This window comes from Pseudotamlana haliotis (genome assembly GCF_008806375.1).
GTDB classification, from domain to species: Bacteria; Bacteroidota; Bacteroidia; order Flavobacteriales; family Flavobacteriaceae; genus Pseudotamlana; species Pseudotamlana haliotis.
In genome coordinates, this window is sequence record NZ_WAAT01000045.1 from 25,270 (window position 1) to 46,573 (window position 21,304).

The 21,304-nt window shown below is 34.3% G+C and carries 16 protein-coding genes; 9 read left to right on the forward strand and 7 right to left on the reverse strand.

Features of this window, described 5'->3' with window-relative positions; genetic code table 11:
- The first annotated feature begins 2 nt into the window (after positions 1-2).
- The 4 genes from F6U93_RS09880 (at position 3) to F6U93_RS09895 (ending at position 2,430) form a co-directional block, all read left to right on the forward strand.
- Entirely contained in the window at positions 3-1,181 is a 1,179-nt protein-coding gene (locus F6U93_RS09880; protein ID WP_150939327.1) for an acetyl-CoA C-acyltransferase, read from the forward strand.
- 9 nt (positions 1,182-1,190) lie between these two features.
- On the forward strand, positions 1,191-1,940 hold the full coding sequence (locus tag F6U93_RS09885) for a C40 family peptidase (RefSeq protein ID WP_150939329.1): 750 nt from the start codon (positions 1,191-1,193) through the stop codon (positions 1,938-1,940).
- 113 nt (positions 1,941-2,053) lie between these two features.
- Positions 2,054-2,248 carry a hypothetical protein gene (locus F6U93_RS14875; RefSeq protein ID WP_150939331.1) on the forward strand — a complete coding sequence of 65 codons (195 nt, stop codon included), beginning with the start codon at positions 2,054-2,056 and terminating at the stop codon, positions 2,246-2,248.
- Positions 2,239-2,430 carry a hypothetical protein gene (locus tag F6U93_RS09895; protein WP_150939332.1) on the forward strand — a complete coding sequence of 64 codons (192 nt, stop codon included), beginning with the start codon at positions 2,239-2,241 and terminating at the stop codon, positions 2,428-2,430. Before F6U93_RS14875 ends, F6U93_RS09895 begins: the two co-directional genes overlap by 10 nt.
- 360 nt (positions 2,431-2,790) lie before the next feature.
- Here the strand turns inward: F6U93_RS09895 and F6U93_RS09900 are convergent, their stop codons facing one another.
- Positions 2,791-4,410: an ABC-F family ATP-binding cassette domain-containing protein gene (locus tag F6U93_RS09900; protein WP_150939336.1), complete on the reverse strand. Its 1,620-nt coding sequence runs from the start codon at positions 4,408-4,410 to the stop codon at positions 2,791-2,793.
- Between the two features lie 182 nt (positions 4,411-4,592).
- On the opposite strand from F6U93_RS09900, the gene F6U93_RS09905 reads away from it, so the two are divergent.
- Positions 4,593-6,008: a TlpA family protein disulfide reductase gene (locus tag F6U93_RS09905; RefSeq protein WP_150939338.1), complete on the forward strand. Its 1,416-nt coding sequence runs from the start codon at positions 4,593-4,595 to the stop codon at positions 6,006-6,008.
- Here the strand turns inward: F6U93_RS09905 and F6U93_RS09910 are convergent, their stop codons facing one another.
- Positions 6,009-6,812 carry an SDR family oxidoreductase gene (locus tag F6U93_RS09910; protein WP_150939340.1) on the reverse strand — a complete coding sequence of 268 codons (804 nt, stop codon included), beginning with the start codon at positions 6,810-6,812 and terminating at the stop codon, positions 6,009-6,011.
- A 559-nt stretch (positions 6,813-7,371) separates the two neighbouring features.
- On the opposite strand from F6U93_RS09910, the gene F6U93_RS09915 reads away from it, so the two are divergent.
- From F6U93_RS09915 to F6U93_RS09925, 3 genes are all read left to right on the forward strand, one after another.
- Positions 7,372-7,707, forward strand: coding sequence for a helix-turn-helix transcriptional regulator (locus tag F6U93_RS09915; RefSeq protein ID WP_225312654.1), 336 nt, complete (start codon positions 7,372-7,374; stop codon positions 7,705-7,707).
- Between the two features lie 3 nt (positions 7,708-7,710).
- A complete protein-coding gene (locus F6U93_RS09920) occupies positions 7,711-8,964 on the forward strand; it encodes a type II toxin-antitoxin system HipA family toxin (RefSeq protein ID WP_150939342.1) in 1,254 nt (417 codons plus the stop codon).
- Positions 8,965-9,195: 231 nt separating this feature from the next.
- Positions 9,196-9,966: a DUF1444 family protein gene (locus F6U93_RS09925; RefSeq protein WP_191963495.1), complete on the forward strand. Its 771-nt coding sequence runs from the start codon at positions 9,196-9,198 to the stop codon at positions 9,964-9,966.
- 167 nt (positions 9,967-10,133) lie between these two features.
- On the opposite strand, the gene F6U93_RS09930 is transcribed toward F6U93_RS09925, so the two are convergent.
- From F6U93_RS09930 to F6U93_RS09950, 5 genes are all read right to left on the reverse strand, one after another.
- Positions 10,134-13,034 (reverse strand): type I restriction endonuclease subunit R, encoded by a 2,901-nt coding sequence (locus F6U93_RS09930; RefSeq protein ID WP_150939346.1) that lies wholly within the window; start codon positions 13,032-13,034, stop codon positions 10,134-10,136.
- Positions 13,035-13,036: 2 nt separating this feature from the next.
- On the reverse strand, positions 13,037-14,575 hold the full coding sequence (locus tag F6U93_RS09935; RefSeq protein WP_150939350.1) for a Fic family protein: 1,539 nt from the start codon (positions 14,573-14,575) through the stop codon (positions 13,037-13,039).
- A gap of 141 nt (positions 14,576-14,716) precedes the next feature.
- A complete protein-coding gene (locus F6U93_RS09940; RefSeq protein ID WP_150939462.1) occupies positions 14,717-15,007 on the reverse strand; it encodes a GIY-YIG nuclease family protein in 291 nt (96 codons plus the stop codon).
- Positions 15,008-15,180: 173 nt separating this feature from the next.
- Entirely contained in the window at positions 15,181-16,503 is a 1,323-nt protein-coding gene (locus F6U93_RS09945) for a restriction endonuclease subunit S (RefSeq protein WP_191963496.1), read from the reverse strand.
- A 109-nt stretch (positions 16,504-16,612) separates the two neighbouring features.
- Positions 16,613-18,214 (reverse strand): type I restriction-modification system subunit M, encoded by a 1,602-nt coding sequence (locus F6U93_RS09950; protein ID WP_150939354.1) that lies wholly within the window; start codon positions 18,212-18,214, stop codon positions 16,613-16,615.
- A gap of 560 nt (positions 18,215-18,774) precedes the next feature.
- Here F6U93_RS09950 and F6U93_RS09955 point away from each other — a divergent pair.
- Positions 18,775-21,282, forward strand: coding sequence for an Eco57I restriction-modification methylase domain-containing protein (locus F6U93_RS09955; RefSeq protein WP_150939356.1), 2,508 nt, complete (start codon positions 18,775-18,777; stop codon positions 21,280-21,282).
- The last annotated feature ends 22 nt before the right edge of the window (positions 21,283-21,304 follow it).

The following is a 21,304-nucleotide window of genomic DNA, read 5'->3' on the forward strand; positions in this document are numbered from 1 at the left end:
CCATGGTACAAGAAGTCGTTATAGTTTCTGCAGCAAGAACACCAATAGGTCGTTTTATGGGTGGCTTATCTACCGTACCAGCGCCTAAATTAGGGGCTGCTGCTATTTCGGGAGCATTAAGTAAAATTAATTTAAACCCTGAATTGGTTGATGAAGTTTTAATGGGTAACGTGATTCAGGCTGGAACGGGTCAAGCTCCTGCTAAACAAGCAGCGCTTTACGCTGGAATTCCTAAAACCGTACCATGTACTACAGTCAATAAGGTCTGTGCTTCAGGTATGAAAGCTGTTATGCAAGGCGCACAAGCTATAATGCTTGGTGATGCTGAAATTGTGGTCGCTGGTGGTATGGAAAACATGAGTCTTATTCCGCATTATTTATACAACCGTACAGGAACTAAATTTGGACCATCAACACTAATTGATGGCTTACAAAAAGATGGTTTGGTTGATGCTTACGATGGAAATGCTATGGGAGTTTGTGCTGATGCTTGTGCAACTAAACACGACTTTAGCCGTGAAGCTCAAGATGCTTATGCTATTCAATCTTATAAGCGTTCTACGGAGGCGTGGAAAAATGGAAAATTTGATAATGAAGTAGTTCCTGTTGAAGTGCCTCAACGTCGTGGAGAACCAATAGAGATTTCTAAAGACGAGGAGTTTACTAATGTTAAGATAGATAAAATCCCACAACTGCGCCCTGCTTTCACAAAAGAAGGCACCGTAACAGCGGCCAATGCTTCAACCATCAATGATGGTGCTGGAGCTGTAATTTTAATGAGTAAAGCTAAGGCTGACGAATTGGGTTTAAAACCATTAGCTACTATTAAAAGTTATGCAGATGCTTCACAAGAGCCAGAATGGTTTACTACAGCACCTGCCAAAGCGCTTCCTAAAGCCTTAGACAAAGCTGGTATAAGTATAGGCGATGTCGATTACTTTGAATTTAACGAAGCTTTCTCTGTGGTTGGCTTGGCTAATATGAAACTATTAGGCTTAACAGATAAAAATGTCAATGTAAACGGTGGTGCTGTATCTTTAGGGCATCCTTTAGGATGTTCAGGAGTGAGAATCCTCATTACATTACTTAATATATTAGAACAGAATAATTCAAAAATTGGAGCAGCGGCTATATGTAATGGAGGCGGCGGTGCATCAGCAATTGTTATAGAACGAAATTAAAAGTATTTAATGCAATACGGTATTTGTAATTTAAGCATTGTTCCGCTTCGAAATGAACCTGCAGACCCTAGCGAATTGGTTTCACAGGTACTTTATGGCGAAGTTTTCAAAATTATTGAACAACGCAAAAAATGGAGTAAAATTAGACTGGCTTTTGATAATTATGAAGGTTGGATAGACAATAAACAATATCTCGAAATTTCAGAAGAAAGCTATAAAAGCATCAATCAAGAGCAGATAAAACTTTCAACAGATTTAGTTGAATTTATTGAAGATGAAAATCAACAGATTTTTCCAATTTCAGTTGGATCAACATTAAACGGACTTTCACTTCTCAATCATATTTACGACGGCAGTTCTATTCAAAATCAAGTCGAAAAATCAAATATCATTCAAACGGCTTTTCTTTATTTAAACACCCCTTATTTATGGGGAGGAAAAACGCCCTTTGGTATTGATTGTTCTGGCTTTACACAAATGGTTTATAAACTCAATGGCTATAAATTATTACGAGATGCCTCTCAACAGGCCACACAAGGCGATGCTTTAAGTTTCATCGAAGAAAGTGAGCCTGGTGATTTAGCTTTTTTTGATAATAGCGAAGGAAACATCATCCATGTAGGTATTATTATGAAAGATAATTATATCATTCATGCGCATGGAAAAGTTAGAATTGACAGGTTAGACCATACAGGGATCTACAATGCTGAAAAAAATCAGCATACACACAAATTACGTGTTATAAAGAAGATTATTTAATAGGGTTGAGGATTTTTTTAAGATTATCTAGAACTCAAACCCTCATAAAAAAACACCACAGTTACTTGTGTGCATCATTATTAGCATTATTTCTATGCTTTCAAAACGTTAATGTGCAATACAAAAAAAGAGTAAACCCCATAAACCATAACAATGCTCATGTTGGTAAATGGGTTAATCTTGGAACCACACACGCCAATCATTGCTCCGATCATGATAGGATAAACGTTCCAGGCCCCTATGATTATTACCGAAAAATAAAATTTAAAGTAAGAGACTCCCCTTTAAACATACACGTATGGTGGTAACCTACGACGTTGGTGCTCCAAACTTACCAAAAAAGATAATGGGATACCATATATCACCTATTCTTGAAATGGAAGGCTCAATAAGAGCTCTTGAAATGGCTTTAGAAGGAAGAAAATATAATGATTATCCTTTAATACAACACTCTGACAGCGGGCTACAGTATTGCTCGAACGAATATTAAAAGATAACACAATAACTACTAGTATGTCTGAAAAATATGATCCATACTAAAATGCTATAGCTAAACGAGTAAATGGGATTTGAAATCAAGAATTTGAAATAGCTAAGTATGACACTAATTTAGAAACGAAAAAGTTGATAATTAAAGATGCAGTCAATCATTATAACGCATTGAGACCAAATCTGTCAAACCATATTTTGACACCAAATATGATGCACAAACAACAAAAATTAAAAAGAAAACAGTATAAATTAAAAAAAGCTGAACTATGTTAACATAGTTCAGCTTTAATTAATAATTTTAATCCTTTAATAATCTGTATCGTTTTTTAGGACTACACAGAACTTAAAAGAATAATACCTAAACCGTATACATCTTATTACGTAACTCTTTAACTTTAGGGTCTTGCATATACTCATCAAATGTAGTGTAACGATCTATGACTCCGTTTGGTGTCAATTCTACGACGCGGTTAGCAACTGTTTGTGCGAACTCATGATCGTGCGTTGTAAACAAGATGGTTCCTTTAAAGTTTTTCAAGGAATTATTAAACGCAGTAATACTTTCTAAATCTAAGTGATTGGTAGGTTCATCTAATTGTAAAACATTAGCACGCATCATCATCATACGTGATAACATACATCTTACTTTTTCACCTCCTGATAGTACTGATGATTTTTTAAAGGCTTCTTCACCACTAAAAATCATTTTTCCAAGGAAACCACGAATGTTTACCTCTTCACGCTCTTCTTCAGTCGTTGCCCACTGACGCAACCAATCGATAAGGGTTAAATCGTTATTAAAAAACTCACTGTTATCTAATGGTAAGTACGATTGTGTCGTGGTTACCCCCCACATGAATTTACCAGCATCGGCTTTTTCTTTATCATTTAAAATTTGATAAAAAGCGGTTGTTGCTCTAGAATCTCTTGAGAATACCACAACCTTATCGCCTTTGGCAAGATTTAAATCGATGTCTTTGAATAACACATCGCCATCAATAGAAGCGGCTAAACCTTCAACATTTAATATTTGATCACCAGCTTCTCTTTCGCGTTCAAAAATAATAGCTGGATATCTACGACTGGTACGACGAATATCAGCAATATTCAATTTATCAATCATTTTCTTTCTACTGGTAGCTTGCTTACTTTTTGCTACGTTGGCAGAAAAACGACGAATAAACTCTTCTAATTCTTTTTTCTTTTCTTCCGCTTTTTTGTTTTGTTGCGCATGTTGTCTTGCCGCTAATTGCGAAGACTCATACCAAAACGTATAGTTTCCTGAATAGTGGTTAATTTTTCCGAAGTCAATATCTGAAATATGTGTACAAACCGCATCTAAAAAGTGTCTATCGTGAGAAACCACAATCACACAGTTATCATAATTGGCTAAAAAGTTTTCTAACCAAGAAATGGTTTCATAATCTAAGTCGTTGGTAGGCTCATCCATGATTAGCACATCTGGGTTTCCAAATAAAGCCTGAGCTAATAACACACGTACCTTTTGTTTACCATCTAAATCGGCCATCATAACGTGATGAAACTCTTCTTTAATCCCTAAGTTGGATAACATAGAGGCTGCGTTGCTATCGGCATTCCATCCATCCATTTCCTCAAACTGCACCTGTAACTCCCCTATTTTCTCTGCATTTTCATCAGAGTAATCGGCGTAAAGCGCATCAATTTCAGTTTTAATTTTGAACAAGGGTTTGTTTCCCATTAAAATGGTTTCTATAACCGTATGTTCATCATATAAATTATGATTTTGCTCCAGTACCGACATACGTTTTCCGGATTCTAAAGACACATGGCCAGAAGTGGGGTCCATTTTTCCAGAAATAATCTTTAAAAACGTTGATTTCCCTGAACCATTGGCTCCAATAATACCGTAGCAGTTTCCATTGTTAAAAGTGGTATTCACTTCATCGAAAAGTACGCGTTTTCCAAATTGGACAGAAAGATTTGATACTGATAACATAATTTGATTTAAATTTTTGCAAAAGTAGAAAAATGAATCGGTAAGACGAAACTTAAATCCTGCAATTTTATTGTGTAGAATGGCTTCAAAATTGTGGGTAAAACAACTTTTAACAGCCTCTTAACAGCCGAATTTCATAACATGGTATACTTTTGTGCACAAACGACACCCTAACGCCTATTATGAGATTTTACTTTTCATTTTTAGTTTTACTAGTAACTTTATCCAGTTGCAAAGATGAGATAGCGCCATGTAGCTATGCCTATTTGGGCGGTGAAATTATCAACCCCAGTTCAAATTATGTTATTTTAACTAAGGATGATGTCGTTTTAGATACTGTAAAACTAAATGGGGTCAATCGTTTTATTTATAAAATTAACCCGGTTAAATCTGGCATTTACACTTTTAAGCACGGACTTGAAGCACAAATCGCTTTCTTGGAACCTAGAGACAGTGTGTTTTTCAGGTTAAACACTTTAGATTTTGATGAATCTTTGGTTTTCACAGGAAAAGGGGCTAAAAAAAACAACTATTTAATTGAAGATTTTCTTGACCATGAAAAGGAAGAAAAAGCAATCATAAGGCTATCACAGCTTGAACCTAAAATCTACGAGCAAAAAATTGATTCTATAAAAGTATTAAAAGATGAAAAACTTGCTCGCTTTACAGACAAATACAATCCGTCATCTTTATTTGTTAGAATAGTGGAAGCCAATAACACTTATAGTTACTACTCCAACAAAGAAGTCTATCCTTTTGCGCATCACGGAAGAAACAAAGCTAAAAACTTAAAAAGTTTACCTGAAGGTTTTTACGATTATAGAAAAACCATCAATTATAACGATACTATTTTTAGTGATTACCACAATTACCGCCAATTTTTAAAACATAATGTTAGTAACCTAGCTCTAAAAGTTCATAAAAGTCATGACAATGGGAAGTCTCGTGAAGCCCGTGCCTTTTGCTACAATTTTGAACGTTTAAAATTGGTTGACAGCTTGGTATCTAAAAGTAAAATCAAAGATGACTTATTATATCATTTTACTTTAAAATACTTATCTAAAAGTAATAATGAAACTAACAATAAAAAGGTTTTAAACTTTTATCAGGAAAAAAGTAGTAATGCTTCTGAAAAAGTACGCATGACTCGTTATGCTGAATCCATTCATCGTTTAAAAACAGGCTCTACCCTGCCTACGATAAACCTTGTTGATTACAACAAAAACAGCTTAAAATTGGGCAATCAAATCAATAAACTTACCGTCATTAGTTTTTGGTCTAATGTCTATTATGAACATTTTAAAGACAGTCATTATAAAATCAAGGAACTAAGAAGGAAATACCCTGAGGTTGATTTTATCTCAATAAACATTGATGACTATGGTATTGACAAAGCAAAAACTTTATTAAATACCTTCAATTTCAAGTACGCTGGAGAATATCAGTTTGAAAACTCTGAATCTGCTTCTGAAAAACTTATCATTTACCCAATTACTAAGTCCATAATTGTAGATCAAAACAGTACAATTTTAGATAGTAACTCTAATATTTTCTCTTACTACTTTGAAGACAATCTACTTGGTCTAATCAACCAATAATCATAACTTATAGTGATTCATCAAAAGCTTTTCATAAACCGTATCTGGTAAAATGCGCTTTAATACGATTGAAAATTTCTGCATAAAAGCACCTATTTTATAGTGTACTTTAGGCTTTTTGGTTTGAATAACTTTATAAACAGCCTCCGCCATTAAATTAGGATTACTTCCATGATCAACATGGGTATTCATTAAATCTAGAGTATCACCATAAGGCTTTTTATATGGCGAATCTTCTAAGAGTGGTGCATGATAACGTCCTGCCGCAATATTAGTAGCAAAATCTCCTGGTGCAACATTGGTCATTTCAATATTGAAACTTTTCAATTCCATGCGATACGCTTCGGTAAGCAACTCTAATGCCCCTTTACTAGCACTATAAACCCCACGATAAGGCAAGCCCATATAGCCTGCAATAGAAGTGATATTTATAATTAAGCCTTCTCCCTGTTTACGCATTTGCGGTAAAACGGCTTTGATGACACGTATCGGGCCGAAAAAATTGGTTTCAAAATTATTTTTAATCTCAGCTTCAGGAATTTCTTCAATAGGCCCTGTAATACCCGCACCGGCGTTATTAACAACGACATCGAGTCTTCCCTCCTTTTGGATAATCGTTTCAACCGTTTGGCTAATAGTTTGATTGTCTTTCACATCTAAGCCTAAAATAGGAAACGGGCTATCCTTATACTTTTTAGGACTTCTACTGGTTCCGTAAACCACAAAACCTTTTTGACTTAAAAATATACCTATAGATTTACCAATACCAGAAGACCCTCCAGTAATTAAAACAACTTTCGACATGCAATTCTAAAATTTTGAAGCCGTAAAAATACAATAATTATTTAGGAGAAACTTTGAATTACACTTTAGAAAATAATTGTGATGGAATGATGCACACGAAGTAAACTTTCCATAAAACCTTATAGTTTATGAATATTGCTTAAAAGCTCCTGTTAACTAACATAACCTTTTTATGAAGAGTTAGTACTAACCCCTCTTTAAATCAACTCATGAAATTCTATACGTAAGACATTCTTTTTTCTGATTTTTTAAGAGAAGTACTATCAATACTAATTATATACTATAAGTGCATTTTCCTCTTTATATGCAGAAAAGCACTACAAGAATTATGTTTGCAGGGCTATATTTTTACAGGTGTCGAATTAGGTGTTGTTTGTAATGATTTTATCGTATAAAACAATTTGATATTGGCGCTTTGCTTTCGAAATAAAGTATTCCTTCTAGATTATTTACTTCTTCAAATTTATTTAAGTTTTTGAATATGCCTTAATCTCGTTCTTTTTGGTCATTATCAACCTTACCTTTATAACGAGTAATATATTGCTCAAAAATCGTATATTTGTATAATATATTACAAGTTATGTCTAAAAGCAATTCAATATTACTACCTAAGCTAGAGCGTTTATTAGAAGAAATGGGCGAGCAAATAAAGTTAGCTCGTCTTAGAAGAAAATTAAGTGCAGATCAAGTTGCAGAGCGAGCAGGTACTAGCAGAAGAACATTATACTCTATAGAAAAAGGGAAAAGTTCTGTTAGTATTGGTATTTACATTAAAGTTTTAAATGTACTCGGTTTAGAAAAAGACGTTTTAAATATTGCAAAAGATGATGTTCTAGGAAGGAAACTACAAGATATAGGATTGACAACTAAGGAGCGTGCACCAAAAAGAAACTAAAAAATGAAAAGGACTATATATGTTTATGGAGATTGGTTCAAATTAGCTACACCTATTTTGATTGGCGAATTATATTCAGAGACTTTGAGGGGGAAAGAGGTATTTTCTTTTGCTTATAATAAAGAATGGTTGCAATCTAATTATGCATATCAATTAGATCCAGAGTTAGGCTTATTTGAAGGCGTTCAATATTTGAATGATGAAAAGTCAAATTTTGGATTATTTTTAGATTCCTCTCCAGACCGTTGGGGTAGAGTGCTAATGAAAAGAAGAGAAGCTGCTTTAGCTAGGAAAGAAGACAGGAAAACGGATAAATTGTTTGAAACGGATTTTCTATTAGGTGTTTTTGATGGTCATAGAATGGGGGCTTTGCGTTTTAAATTAGATAAAGAAGGTTCTTTTTTGAATGACAATAAAGAATTAGCAAGTCCACCTTGGACGTCAATTAGGGAATTAGAGCAAATAAGCTTACGACTGGAAGATGATGATAGCTTAGATGATCCTGATTATTTAAAGTGGTTGCAAATGTTAGTTTCCCCAGGTTCTTCTTTAGGTGGGGCAAGACCAAAAGCAAGTGTTTTAGATAACGAAGGAAATTTATGGATCGCTAAATTTCCGAGTAAAAATGATGGTGACGATATTGGTGCTTGGGAAATGGTAACTTATCAATTAGCCATTCAAGCTGGTATTGACATGGCGGATTCTAAAGCTGAAAAATTCAGTAGTAATCAACACACGTTTTTAACTAAGCGTTTTGACAGAACGCGTTCAGGTAAAAGAATTCATTTCGCATCTGCAATGACACTGTTAGGCTATACTGATGGCATAGATGCATCTTCTGGGGCTAGTTATCTAGAGTTGGTAGATTTCATCACAAAACACGGGGCGAATCCAGAAAAAGACTTAAAACAATTATGGCGAAGAATTGTTTTTAGTATTTGTGTTTCTAATACAGATGATCATCTAAGGAACCACGGTTTTTTATTGAAAGAAAAAGGTTGGGTACTATCACCAGCTTACGATATAAATCCTGTAGAAACAGGGATGGGTTTGAAATTAAATATTTCTGAAGATGATAATGCTTTAGATCTTGACTTAGCTTTAGAAGTTGCTCCCTATTTTAGAATAGAAAAAGAGAAGGGAAATATTATAATTGATGAAGTTCTGGCTGTTGTTTCACAATGGAAATTATATGCTAATACATATGGTATTTCACGATTGGAACAAGAGCGTAAGGCAGGAGCCTTCATTTTGTAATATAAATTTACTTAACGAAATGAAACAAGCAAAGATGTAAGCTAAGGAATACTTGGACTTAGTGAGGATTTTGCGCAGTTGAATGAGGTAAGAAAAATGTGTAAAAGGCAATTATATACCTTATATTTGGGAGTATATAGAGCGTTATGTTCTATATATTATAGTTGCCAACAATATAAAAAAAACGAATCGTTAACATTTATGCTTTCATTTTTTAAATCAAAATCTAACTTGACTGAATCGGAATTTGCCGAAAAATTCTTCGCTGAATTAAAAAAGAAAGTTAAAGGTTTGGAATTAGTTTCAATCAACGGACTTGAAGTTGTTACTAAACTAAAAGATTCTGACAATTACCAACATTTTTTGGACAACTCTTACGCTGAATATAAAAATGAACCAAAAGATTTAAAGAACGTAATTGAAAAATATACATTCGCTTCGAAAGACCTATTTCTTCCAGAAGAACCAATCCAATTAAAAAGAATAGTTCCAGTAATTAAAGACAAAAGATATTTAATAGAGAGCTCTAAAATCATTGAGAATTTTGAAAACACTCACGTTTACGAAAAGTATAATTCTGAATTATACATATTTTATGCAGAGGATAAAGAAAATACAATTAGCTATTTCACAAAAGAAAAATTTGAGCATCTGAATGTCGGAATTGAAACAATAAAAGAAAAAGCAATAGAAAATCTAAATTCGGTAGTTTCTAAAATGGAAAGACACGGAGAAAATGGTTATTTTATGCTAACATCTGGAGGAGATTACGAAGCAAGTTTGATTTTATTTGACATTTGGAATAAAGAAAACTTTCCAGTCAATGGAAATTTAATAATTGGAATTCCTGCAAGAGATGTTGTGTTTGTTACTGGAACAAATGACAAAGAGAATATCGAGAAATTAAAGAATACAATTAACGAAATTAATGAATCAGGAGACCATTTAGTTTCGGACAAAATATTTGAATTTAAAAACGGAAAATTTGAACTGTGGAAATAAATACTGTTGGCAACACCGTGTATAATTCATTGCTAGTTATAGCCTACTTACGAAAGGCCTCGCGGACTTTCTATCTGTGATTTATTTGCTAACTTTAGTGCTTAACCACGCAACGAAATCATACACAAAACCGTTAACTGCAAAAATAAATTCACCCAAAACAACACCTAAGCCCGCATACCTTCAACAAAAACTTCGACAAAGTTTTTCATTTTATCTAGTATCCTTTCGCCTATACTTCGAGCTTTTAAAATACTTGGGCGGTTGTCTAAACACTTAAATACATCGTCTCTAATGGGCTGTTGGCCGCTATAGATGTAGGCATCTATTAAGGCTTTAAACTGTGCTTTATCTAAATTTTCATCTTCACAAATTTTGCCTAAAGCTAGTATTTTTTGTTCTTGCCAATAAGTATCAAATGCTTCTTCTATCGTATCTGTATCTTTAATGTTTGGTAAGTTTTCTTCAATAAATTTTTCAATGAGTTCGCGCTTACTCCTTAATTTCACATCGCCACCTAACAGATCTAAAATAGCTTTTTTCTTAGCTGCAGCTCCTGTAGTTTTATCTTCTTTTAAGTTTGCTAATAACGTAATGATATAGGCTACATTAATACGGTCGCGATGAATAAGCTCTAACTCAAAATCAATATCATCAAGAATGGAGACTTTTACTTTTTGAGTATCTCGTTTTACTTTATCGTATAAATCTAAATACTTGCCTTTATAATCTTCAAACTCCTGGGCATCAAGAGGCAAATCTTCCCAATTAAAATCGGTGTACGATTGTAATACATTTAGGTTTCGCATCAGTTTTCTAAAAACTTGCACAAAAGCAGCCTCTTCTACTTCGCTTTCTAAATCGTTTACACTTTGGTAGGTTGGTGTTATTTCTTTTAAACCTTCAAAAGCTTCGTCAAACTTCTTAGCGACATCTTCATATTCAGGCATTATAACGACTTCTATGGCATCTTTATTAGAAAAGAGTGTAATAGCGTCGTCAGTCGCTTTTTTAAGGTTACGGAAGCACAATATGTTGCCTTGCGACTTCTGTTCGCCTAAAATTCTATTAGTTCGGGAAAAGGCTTGTATTAAACCGTGCTGTTTTAAGTTTTTATCCACATACAAGGTATTCACCTTTTTGGCATCAAAACCAGTAAGCATCATATTCACGACGATAACCAAATCTAAACGGTCTTTTTCATCGTTAAAAGTAATCTTCTCACGTTCTTTTAAACGCTTGCTAATATCTTTAAAGTACCCTTCAAATAACTTACCGTCTTTGGTGGTAAATTTGGTATTATACATTTGGTTATAATCTTGTATAAAACCTTCTAATTTATCTCTAGTATGACTGCTTTGATAAGCCGTTTGTGGTTCTGCAGCTTGTTGGAGTTCTTCATCGGGTAAATAGTCTTGAGCATCAAAAGCGTCTTCATTGGCGCCATAAGTAAAAATAGTCGCAATACGTAAATCATGCTCTCCTGCAGCTTTCTTTTGCTGAAACATCTCGTAATATGCCATAGCAGCATCAATACTACTTACCGCAAATAGTGCTGAGTAGGCTTTACTAAATGTTTTTCTATCGTGGTTGGTAATAATATAATTGGTTACCGACTCGATGTATTTCGGGTCGTCGAATACTTCTTTTTTGTCGATGTCCTCGACCATCAGATCAAACTGTGGTTTGTTTTTATGCTTAAACACACGGTAATATTCAATACCAAAACGCAATACATTTTCGTCTCGTATGGCATCGGTAATCACGTATTTATGTAAACAATTACCAAATAAATCTTTGGTGGTGCGTTTCCCTAAATCGTTTTTAGAGGCATTGTCGGCAAAAATGGGTGTTCCCGTAAAACCAAATAACTGACTGCCACTAAAAAACTCTGTAATCCTACCGTGTGTTTCTCCAAACTGACTGCGGTGGCATTCATCAAAAATAAACACAAAACGTTCGTTTTTTAAGGGTGCTAATTGCGAACGGTAATGTCCAGAAATGGCATTATTCAATTTTTGTATGGTGGTAATAATTAAGTCGGAATCTTTAGCATGCCCTTTTTTGTCTTTGTGCTTGCCCAAAAACTGATTAACCAAACTTGTTGTATTATCGGTAGAATCTACACTGCCTGCTTTAAAGGCATTAAATTCCTTCATGGTTTGGTAATCTAAATCTTTACGATCTACCACGAAAACCACTTTATAAACCTCGGGCAAATCCATTAAAATCTGACTCGTTTTAAAAGACGTTAAGGTTTTACCAGAACCTGTGGTATGCCATATATAAGCATTTTCGGTTGTGGTTTTAACTTGTTTAATAAGCGCTTCGGTAGCAAAATACTGGTATGGCCTAAGCACCATTAATATTTTATGTGTTTCGTTTATTACAATATAATGCGCTATCATTTTACCCAAGTGGTCTGGGTTTAAAAAGGCCTTAGCAAAAGCATCTAACTCTGTAATGTTTTTATTGGTTGCATCTGCCCAAAAGAAGGTTTGTTTAACAGATTGCAGGGCGTTATTTGCTAAATATTTGGTGTTTCCGCCATTACTAATTACGAAAAGTTGTACATATTGAAACAGCCCATGATTGCTCCAAAAGGAATGTTTTTGATAGCGATTTATTTGATTAAAAGCTTCCTTCATTTCAATCCCTCTGCGCTTTAATTCTATTTGCACTAAGGGCAAACCATTTACCAATAGTGTTACATCGTATCGGTTTTTAAACGATCCTTCTTGTGTGACTTGGTTAGTGACTTGAAACTTGTTTGTGTTCCAATTTTCGGAATCAAAAAACTGCACATAGGCAATATCTCCGTTTTCTTTTGTGAAGCTAAAACGATCTCTTAAGGTTTTGGCTTTATCGAACACATTGCCTTTTGCCAAATGGTTTAATATACCATCAAACTCTTTAGGCGTGTAGGTTGTTTTATTAAACCCTTCTAACTGTGTTTTTAAATTGGAAACCAAGGTATCGCCATCTGGAATTGCAACAGGCTGATACCCTAAACCAATTAACTGTTGGATTAGGTTGTTCTCTAAGGCTAATTCTGATTGATGACTCATAATTAGGAATTAAATATAGATTTGTATGTATCCTCGATCTCAATAACCTCTGAGTCCTTAAGGGATACAAATTCTTTTTCTCGGGCTCGTCTTGAAAGTGCGCCATTATTTTGTTCTAGAAAACGAACTAGAAGTGCCACTAATGTGTCAGGCATTTCAAATTCCTCATCTAAATAGCTTTTAAACGCATCGTAATGTGTGAGGTAAATAATCTCTTTAGGTATAATGTTTTCTATCGTATCATCTACACAATCATACAGAAATTCGGCTTGTTTGGTGACATCAAAATATCTGTAATAATCTAAAGTATCGTTTAGTACGTTTACGTTATGATCTTTAGTTTCTTCCCATTGAATAAAATCTAATAAAGGGTAAGAATACTGCTCTAATACCTTTCGGTAATCGTCTATATGATCTAAAATTGAAGCGGATACTGGAAAAATTAGACCTTGCTGAGAAAACCGTTTTTTAGCAAGTACATGATGAATTAAGTATCTGTGAATCCTGCCATTCCCATCTTCAAAGGGATGCATAAACACAAAGCCAAAAGCTGTAATTGTTGCGGTTAAAACAGCATCTAAGTCGCTATGTATTAATTTAGTATTGGTTGTAAGAAGTCCTGAGACTAACTGATCTAGATCTTCCCATTTTGCTGAAATATGATTAGGTAAGGGCGCACCAGAAGATCGGTCATGCTCACCAATAAAACCACCTTTTTTACGAAATCCCATATCTACAAAGCGATCATTTTCAATAACGGCTTGTTGTAAGCGTATTAATTCGTCCTTGGTTAAATTTTTAGTTCCTGCCTGACCAATGGCTTGTCCCCATCGTGCAGCGCGTTTACTTTTAGGACTTTCGCCCTCTATGGTGAATGACGCTTTAGAATCTTTTAACAAAAGAAATGCAGACGTTCTTTGTAACACATCTTTTCTTAAACCACTTAAATAGCTTGCTTTTTTTTCTGAATATTTTTCGGAAATATAATGTTCTAGTTTTTTCGATTTTCGAATTAACGGACAGTAATCAATGGTGCCTGGCAGGTTATTAATAATTCTGTGACGTGGTGAGCTCACGCCTTCAATGGCGAATTGTAATTTTTCATCTATTAATGGAACGGCCTTTTTTATGGTTAAATCTGGTATGTCTAATTTTTCATTCATTAGCCACTCGTACAAAAACCATATTTTTCGGCTGTACATTCCAGTTGGCTCTATTTGTAATAGGTCTTTAACTGCTGTTTTGTTCAGTTTTTCGAATAGCTTTTTAAAAATTAAGAGGTTAACGCCTTCATATTTTAAGGCAAAGACCAATTGTTTGTAAATAGATTCTTCTGGTTTGTATTTTGGCGTAAACACTTTCCATCCTGCTATGTCGTATTTTTTATTTTTATCACTTATAACAGATAAAAATTCAGGTATTGGCACCTGCAATTCTAAATGATTAATAAGTGCTCCATAGCCAATAATGATACCTTCTTCGGGAAGTTGTCTTCCGTGAAAAGCAGGTATTCTTATTGAAATTTGAGTATTTACATGCATTGTTTAAGAATTTCAGGTATTCAAATATAGATGAAAAATAGGTTTTTATTATGAAAAACAGGTATTTTATCTAGGTATTTGAGAATAATAGGTTTTTAGTAGGTTCAAAAAACTGTGAGCACCCCAACCTCGCAGTGACAGTTACATAACATCGTCATACAAATCCAACCACTCCGGATTCACATCTTCAATTAACGCCACTTTTTTAGCGCGATTCCCTGCCTTTAATTGTTTCTCTCTGCCTATAGCGTCGCCTATCATTTGAAAGGTTTCAAAATACACTAACTTATTTAAATTGTACCGCGCACTAAACGATTTTTTATCATGCTTTTCTTTATGTTCCTGTATACGCCGACTTAAATTGTTAGTCACACCAACATATAATGTGGTGTTATTCCTATTGGTTATTATGTAAACATATCCTGGTGTCATAATGTTAATTCTTACCGTCATTGCGAGGAGGTACGACGAAGCAATCTCACCAATCGTACACGTCATTGCGAGCGCAGTGAAGCAATCTCACCATGCACCCCCGTGTCCCTTTTCGTGTTTCCTGCTCCCTCTCAAGAGACTGCCGCGGTCGTGCCTCCCTCGCAGTGACGCCTCTACACAAACATTTGCTGCAACAGCCCTTTTTTAAAGCTTTGCGTTTGGCTTATTTGGGTATTTACAGCTTCAATTTTAGTGTCTATACTTGATAAAAAACTGGCTATCTTTTGTTGTTCTTCGAGGCACGGGATATTCACCTTTAACTTATTCAATGATTCCTGATTAATATTAGTATTAGCGCTAGATGTAGCATAAGAAAGAAGTTCTTTTCTAAAAGACTGAGAGCTAAAACAGTATTTTTTATACTCTAGAATTAGATTATTAGTTTGGTCTCGATAACGAATCAAAAACCCACTATAAACCGTGTTAAGCAAGTCTTCACGTACAACTACAGCTTCTCCCACTCCTGTTCTTTTTACAGAAGATCTTATAAACAAGACATCTCCTTTAAGAACACTATAACTCTCTTTCTCTTTGTCGGTTGAATTCACTAAATCAAATGATTTATTCTGAATTTCTGATTTCCCGAAAACATCCATTAAATTGACAAATGGAGAGCCATATCCAAATTCTTTTTTATCTTTATTTAAACCGTTCTTTAAAAAACCAATCTCCCCCAATCGTTTCTCCTCCCAATTAGGATATTTGGTTTGGTTAGCATCAGTTTGCTTCGTCGTGCCGTCTCGCAAAGACGCCTTGGAATGTGTTTCCGTAAAGCCATCTGGTTTAAAACGAAGTTTACCGCTAAACAGTTGTTGCATCACACCTTTTTTGTATTGCTCTAATAAAGCTTCCTTTTTGGTGAGTTGCTGTATTTTTTTATCTACCGATGATAAAAATGTGGCTATTTTTTGTTGTTCTGGGAGGGTTGGGACTGTTAATTTTAATTTTAGTAAATCTTTGGTGTAGATAGCCGCAACACTAGTCGTTCCTGTCGCTAATCTTCTCAAACCTTTAATTCCTTGAAAAGAATTCAATCGATAATTCATAAAAAAATTATTTTCAAATTTAATATACATCAAATTCGAATTATAAAATGCTCTTGGTAATTCATTCCTCCAAATTGAAACTTTACCAACTAAATCCAAAGTATTCCTCGTATTAAAAAACAAATCTCCAAATTGAATTAAATCTTTGTCGTTTAAAGATTCTCCTTCCTCTACATACTGAATTTTATCTAATGAAATATTACCTCTTCCTAAGTTTCCCATTTTTATCAATGGATTTTCATTAGGGGTTTCATTATTAGCATAATTCCCTCCCAAGCGGGAAGATTTTAATAAATGACCAAATCGTTTACTTTCCCACTCCCCTTCAAACTCCTTGAATCGTAGTTTTGGGATGTGTTTGGAGGGGTTTGTTGTTGGGGTTGGGTTCATAAAGGTGGTTTTTGGTTTTCGGTTTGCTTGATGGTTTTTGGTTGCTTCATGAGTTTGCTTCGTCGTTCCTCCTCGCAAGGACATCTCGCAAGGACAGCTCGCAAGGACGTTAAAACGGTGTATTAATGCCTAATTGCTTACAGAAATCGGCTATAGTGGCATCGGTGCTTTGCATATCTGCATCTAAGGCTTTAAGATCTGTGGTTACGGCATTTAAATCTATAGGTTCTTCTTCCTCAAACGTATCGACATAGCGGGGTATGTTTAGGTTGTAATCGTTTTCAGCAACTTCCTTAAGTGTGGCTACGTAACTGTATTTGTCAATGGCTTCATGAGATGCTTCGCTTTCACTTCGACTGCGCTCTGCATGACAGTAGGATTTATAGGTATCTATTATTTTAGCAATATCTTCTTCACGTAAGTAGTTTTGTGTTTTTACTTTTTCGAAATATTGGCTGCTATCTATAAACAGGATATGGTCTTTGTGTTGGCGTTCTTTTTTAAACACTAAAATACAGGTAGGAATACTGGTGCCATAAAATATATTGGCAGGCAAGCCTATAACAGCATCTAAATAATTACGGTCTTTAATTAAGTATTTACGAATATGGCCTTCGGCTGCACCTCTAAACAACACCCCATGTGGTAGTACAACCGCCATGGTACCGTTATCGGCTAACTGATGCACCATATGCTGTACAAATGCGAAATCGGCTTTAGAGCTTGGTGCTAGTTTTCCGTAAGCAGAAAACCGATCGTCACTCATAAACAAAGCATTGGCACTCCACTTGGCAGAAAATGGCGGATTGGCTACAATAGCCTCAAAACGTAAGTCTTCGTGTTGTGGTTTTTCTAAAGTGTTTTCGTTTTTTATGTCGAACTTGTTGTAATGCACATCGTGCATAATCATATTCATTCGGCATAAGTTATAGGTGGTTGGGTTCATTTCTTGCCCGTAAAACGCACTAACGTCTTTAACTTCTTTAGCGACACGTAACAACAATGAGCCTGAACCACAAGTAGGATCGTAAACCGATTTTAATTGGTCTTTCCCAACCGTTACTAACTTAGATAAGACTTTAGACACCTGTTGCGGGGTATAAAACTCGCCTGCTTTTTTCCCTGCACCACTAGCAAACTGCCCGATAAGATATTCGTAAGCATCTCCCAAGACATCACTATCGGTATTTTCTAAGTCGAAATCGATCTGATCTAAATGCGCCAAAACTTTTACAATGAGTTCGTTTTTATCGTTTTCAGATTTCCCTAATTTAGAACTTGTTAAATCTAAATCTTCAAACAGATTTCCAAAATCGTCTTCACTTTCCGATCCCATAGTGCTTTGCTCGATATGCGTAAGCACTTTAGATAAATCGCTTAATATAAATTGATTTTTACCGCCTGCATTTCCTCGACGTGCCAATTCAGAAAATAATTCTGAAGGTGCTAAGAAATACCCCAATTTATCTAAAGCAGCATCTCTTAACGCCTCTAATAATTCGGCTTCTTGCTCATGCCCTTCAACCTCTGAAAAGGTTAAACCATCTGGCTCTAAAATCTCGTTTGCGTAGAGCTCCATTTTTCTACTTAAATACTTATAGAAAATAAAACCTAGTATGTAATCTCTAAAATCATCGGCGTCCATTTTACCTCTTAGGGTGTTGGCAATGTTCCAGAGTTGTTGTTCTAATTGTTGTTTTTGTTCTGTCATTTTTCGGTGTAAAAACTTAAATACCTACAACTCATATGCTGTAATATGGTATGTATTGCAATATAATTACTTTAAGTAATTAAATGACTGCTAAAAAGAGATTGTTGTATAAATATAGAATTATATAATGAACATGGAAGCGCTATTGGGTAACTTTTAATTAAGAGCTAGTTACTCTTAAAAACCAACATGCTCACCCATAGTATTTAAAAAATCTTCTATGCTTTTTTGAAGCGTAATAGGGAGGGATCATTAAATTGAAAGCGCGCGCTTATTTTCCAATACAGAAATTGATTTTAACTGACTTACAGATACTTATATGTATCGAGGTACAATTAAGGTACTAAAACTAAATAAATTATAATAAACAAGCTGTATTTTACGAGTTTTAGCTTTTGGTAAATAAATATTAAACTTATTACCTAACATTTCGTCTTTCTCGTTTATTGTTAATTAAAACCTCACCAACAATACAAGAAAACGGCATGATATTAAAAAGAACCTCTGAAAAATAAAAAAAACACCTATTTTTAAGCACCAATCGCTTACATCAAAATTAAATGGGATTATTTCAAGTTTCTGTATTAAAAAACCAACTACAATTACAAGATCAAACTAAGGTTACAAAGGCGTATTCTAAATACACAAAGTACTTTTTAAACCCTACAATTCAAGAAAACATTAGAGCTTCTAAAGAAGAAGAATATCAAGGTATTTTTTTAACTGAGCTTTTTGTAAAAATTTTAGACTATACTTTAAAACCTAATGCCAATTTTAACTTAGTTGCAGAATATAAAAACCAAACCAATTCTAGAAAAGCAGATGGCGCCATTTTAATTGGAGATATCGCTATTGGTGTTATCGAGTTAAAAGGTACAAATACTAAAGATTTAGAAAGCATACGTAAACAAGCCTTTGATTATAAAGCCAATCAAAAAAACTGTACCTATGTTATTACATCTAATTTTGAAAAACTTAGGTTTTATATAAATGATGCCACCGAGTTTGAAGAGTTTAATTTATTTGAACTGACACTAGAGCGATTTTCTTTGCTGTATTTATGTCTTCAAAAAGACAATATTATAAACAACATTCCTTTAAACATAAAAGAATCATCAGTTGTTGTAGAAGAACAAATTACAAAACAATTCTATAAAGATTATTCTGTTTTTAAACGTGAATTATACCGTGATTTAGTAAAGCAAAACGCTAAACGACTTAAACAAAACAACAGTATTTCGAGTACTAATGTAGATGAAGCAACTGCGGACGAACTAAAAGCACTCGAAAAAAATGTAAAGCTTACCCTATTTAAAAAGTCGCAAAAATTAATAGACCGTTATCTCTTTATTTTCTTTGCCGAAGATAGAGGCTTACTCCCCCCTAACAGTACACAACAAATACTAGACAAATGGAAAGCTGATGTAGATTTTGGAGACGACAGACCTTTATACGATCTTTTTAAACAGTATTTTAATTTCCTTGACCAAGGTAGAAAAGGAACAGCCAGTAGAGCCGAAATTTACGCATATAATGGTGGGTTGTTTAAAGAAGATCCTTTACTAGATAACCTTAGTATTAGCAACGATTTACTTTTTAGTCATACCAGTAAATTGGCAGCTTACGATTTTGAAAGCCAAGTAGATGTTAATATTCTAGGTCATATTTTTGAAAACTCTCTTAACGAAATTGAAAGCGTAAATGCCGAAATTGAAGGTGCCGATTTCGATAAACAAAAATCTAAACGTAAAAAAGATGGGGTTTTCTATACACCAAAATATATTACAAAATACATTGTAGAAAATACCATAGGTAAACTTTGCGATGAAAAGAAAATAGAATTAGGCTTTAAGGAAGAAGAATATTTTAAAGGACGTAAAAACAGAAATAAAGCCACCATTGCCAAATTAGTAAACATCTTAGATACTTACAGAGATTGGCTACTGCAACTAACCATTTGTGACCCTGCTTGTGGTTCGGGTGCATTTCTTAATCAAGCCTTAGACTTTTTAATAAAAGAACACCATTATATTGATGAGTTAAAAACTAAAGTATTAGGTGGTGGTTTACAGTTCCCTGATATTGAAAATACTATTTTAGAAAACAATATTTACGGCATCGATTTAAACGAAGAATCTGTAGAGATTGCAAAACTCTCCTTGTGGTTACGTACCGCACAACCCAGACGTAAACTAAACGATTTAAGCTCTAATATTAAATGTGGAAACTCTCTAATTGATAGCAAAGCCGTTGCAGGAGATAAAGCCTTTAATTGGGAAGCACAATTTCCTAAAGTGTTTAAAAAAGGTGGTTTTGATGTGATTATTGGAAACCCGCCATATGTTGCAAGATCTCTTGATGAAGGAACTAAAAAGTACATAAATAAACATTATCAAACTGCTCAATATCAGATAGATTTATATGTTTCCTTTATGGAAAAAGGGACAGATATATTGAAAAAAGAAGGTGCAATAAGTTTTATTGTTCCAAATTCTTGGCTCAAAAACATTAAGATGTCTGATTCTCGACGATACGTATTAAATAATCTTGATTTTAATGTTATAATTCCAAATTTGGATAATGTATTTCCTGATGCTTCTGTAGATACTCTAGTCTTTGTTGCTGAAAAAAATAATAGCTCTAATCAAAATATCCAAATAATAGAGATTGCAGAAAAACAAGTTTTTTTAAAACATCATATCAATCAAAGTAGGTTTTTAAAAAATGAAGATTACATTTTTGATGTTGAAATTAGCGAAACTATTTTACCTATTATTCAAAAGGTTAGAAATGAGACTATTTCCGTTGGAGAAATAATGGACGTCACAAGAGGTGTAAACCCTTATGATAAATATACTGGACAAAGTTCTGAAATAATAAAAAATAGAGCATACCACGCAAATTACAAGAAGGATGAGTCGTTTGTTCCTGAATTAAAAGGAAAACACGTAAGTACTTATAATTATACTTGGGATGAAGAGCACTTCATAAGTTACGGAGATTGGTTGGCTGCACCTCGACAGGAGAAATACTTTGAAGGATCAAGAATTATTTTAGAGAAATATTAGGTAAGACTCTTGTTAGCACTTT

What these genes read in the sequence shown, in the direction of transcription:
- F6U93_RS09880 (WP_150939327.1), top strand. Translation starts at nt 3, where the DNA reads ATGGTACAAGAAGTCGTTATAGTTTCTGCAGCAAGAACACCAATAGGT.
- F6U93_RS09885 (WP_150939329.1), top strand. Translation starts at nt 1,191, where the DNA reads ATGCAATACGGTATTTGTAATTTAAGCATTGTTCCGCTTCGAAATGAA.
- F6U93_RS09895 (WP_150939332.1), top strand. Translation starts at nt 2,239, where the DNA reads ATGGTGGTAACCTACGACGTTGGTGCTCCAAACTTACCAAAAAAGATA.
- F6U93_RS09900 (WP_150939336.1), bottom strand. Translation starts at nt 4,410, where the DNA reads ATGTTATCAGTATCAAATCTTTCTGTCCAATTTGGAAAACGCGTACTT.
- F6U93_RS09905 (WP_150939338.1), top strand. Translation starts at nt 4,593, where the DNA reads ATGAGATTTTACTTTTCATTTTTAGTTTTACTAGTAACTTTATCCAGT.
- F6U93_RS09910 (WP_150939340.1), bottom strand. Translation starts at nt 6,812, where the DNA reads ATGTCGAAAGTTGTTTTAATTACTGGAGGGTCTTCTGGTATTGGTAAA.
- F6U93_RS09920 (WP_150939342.1), top strand. Translation starts at nt 7,711, where the DNA reads ATGAAAAGGACTATATATGTTTATGGAGATTGGTTCAAATTAGCTACA.
- F6U93_RS09930 (WP_150939346.1), bottom strand. Translation starts at nt 13,034, where the DNA reads ATGAGTCATCAATCAGAATTAGCCTTAGAGAACAACCTAATCCAACAG.
- F6U93_RS09935 (WP_150939350.1), bottom strand. Translation starts at nt 14,575, where the DNA reads ATGCATGTAAATACTCAAATTTCAATAAGAATACCTGCTTTTCACGGA.
- F6U93_RS09940 (WP_150939462.1), bottom strand. Translation starts at nt 15,007, where the DNA reads ATGACACCAGGATATGTTTACATAATAACCAATAGGAATAACACCACA.
- F6U93_RS09945 (WP_191963496.1), bottom strand. Translation starts at nt 16,503, where the DNA reads ATGAACCCAACCCCAACAACAAACCCCTCCAAACACATCCCAAAACTA.
- F6U93_RS09950 (WP_150939354.1), bottom strand. Translation starts at nt 18,214, where the DNA reads ATGACAGAACAAAAACAACAATTAGAACAACAACTCTGGAACATTGCC.
- F6U93_RS09955 (WP_150939356.1), top strand. Translation starts at nt 18,775, where the DNA reads ATGGGATTATTTCAAGTTTCTGTATTAAAAAACCAACTACAATTACAA.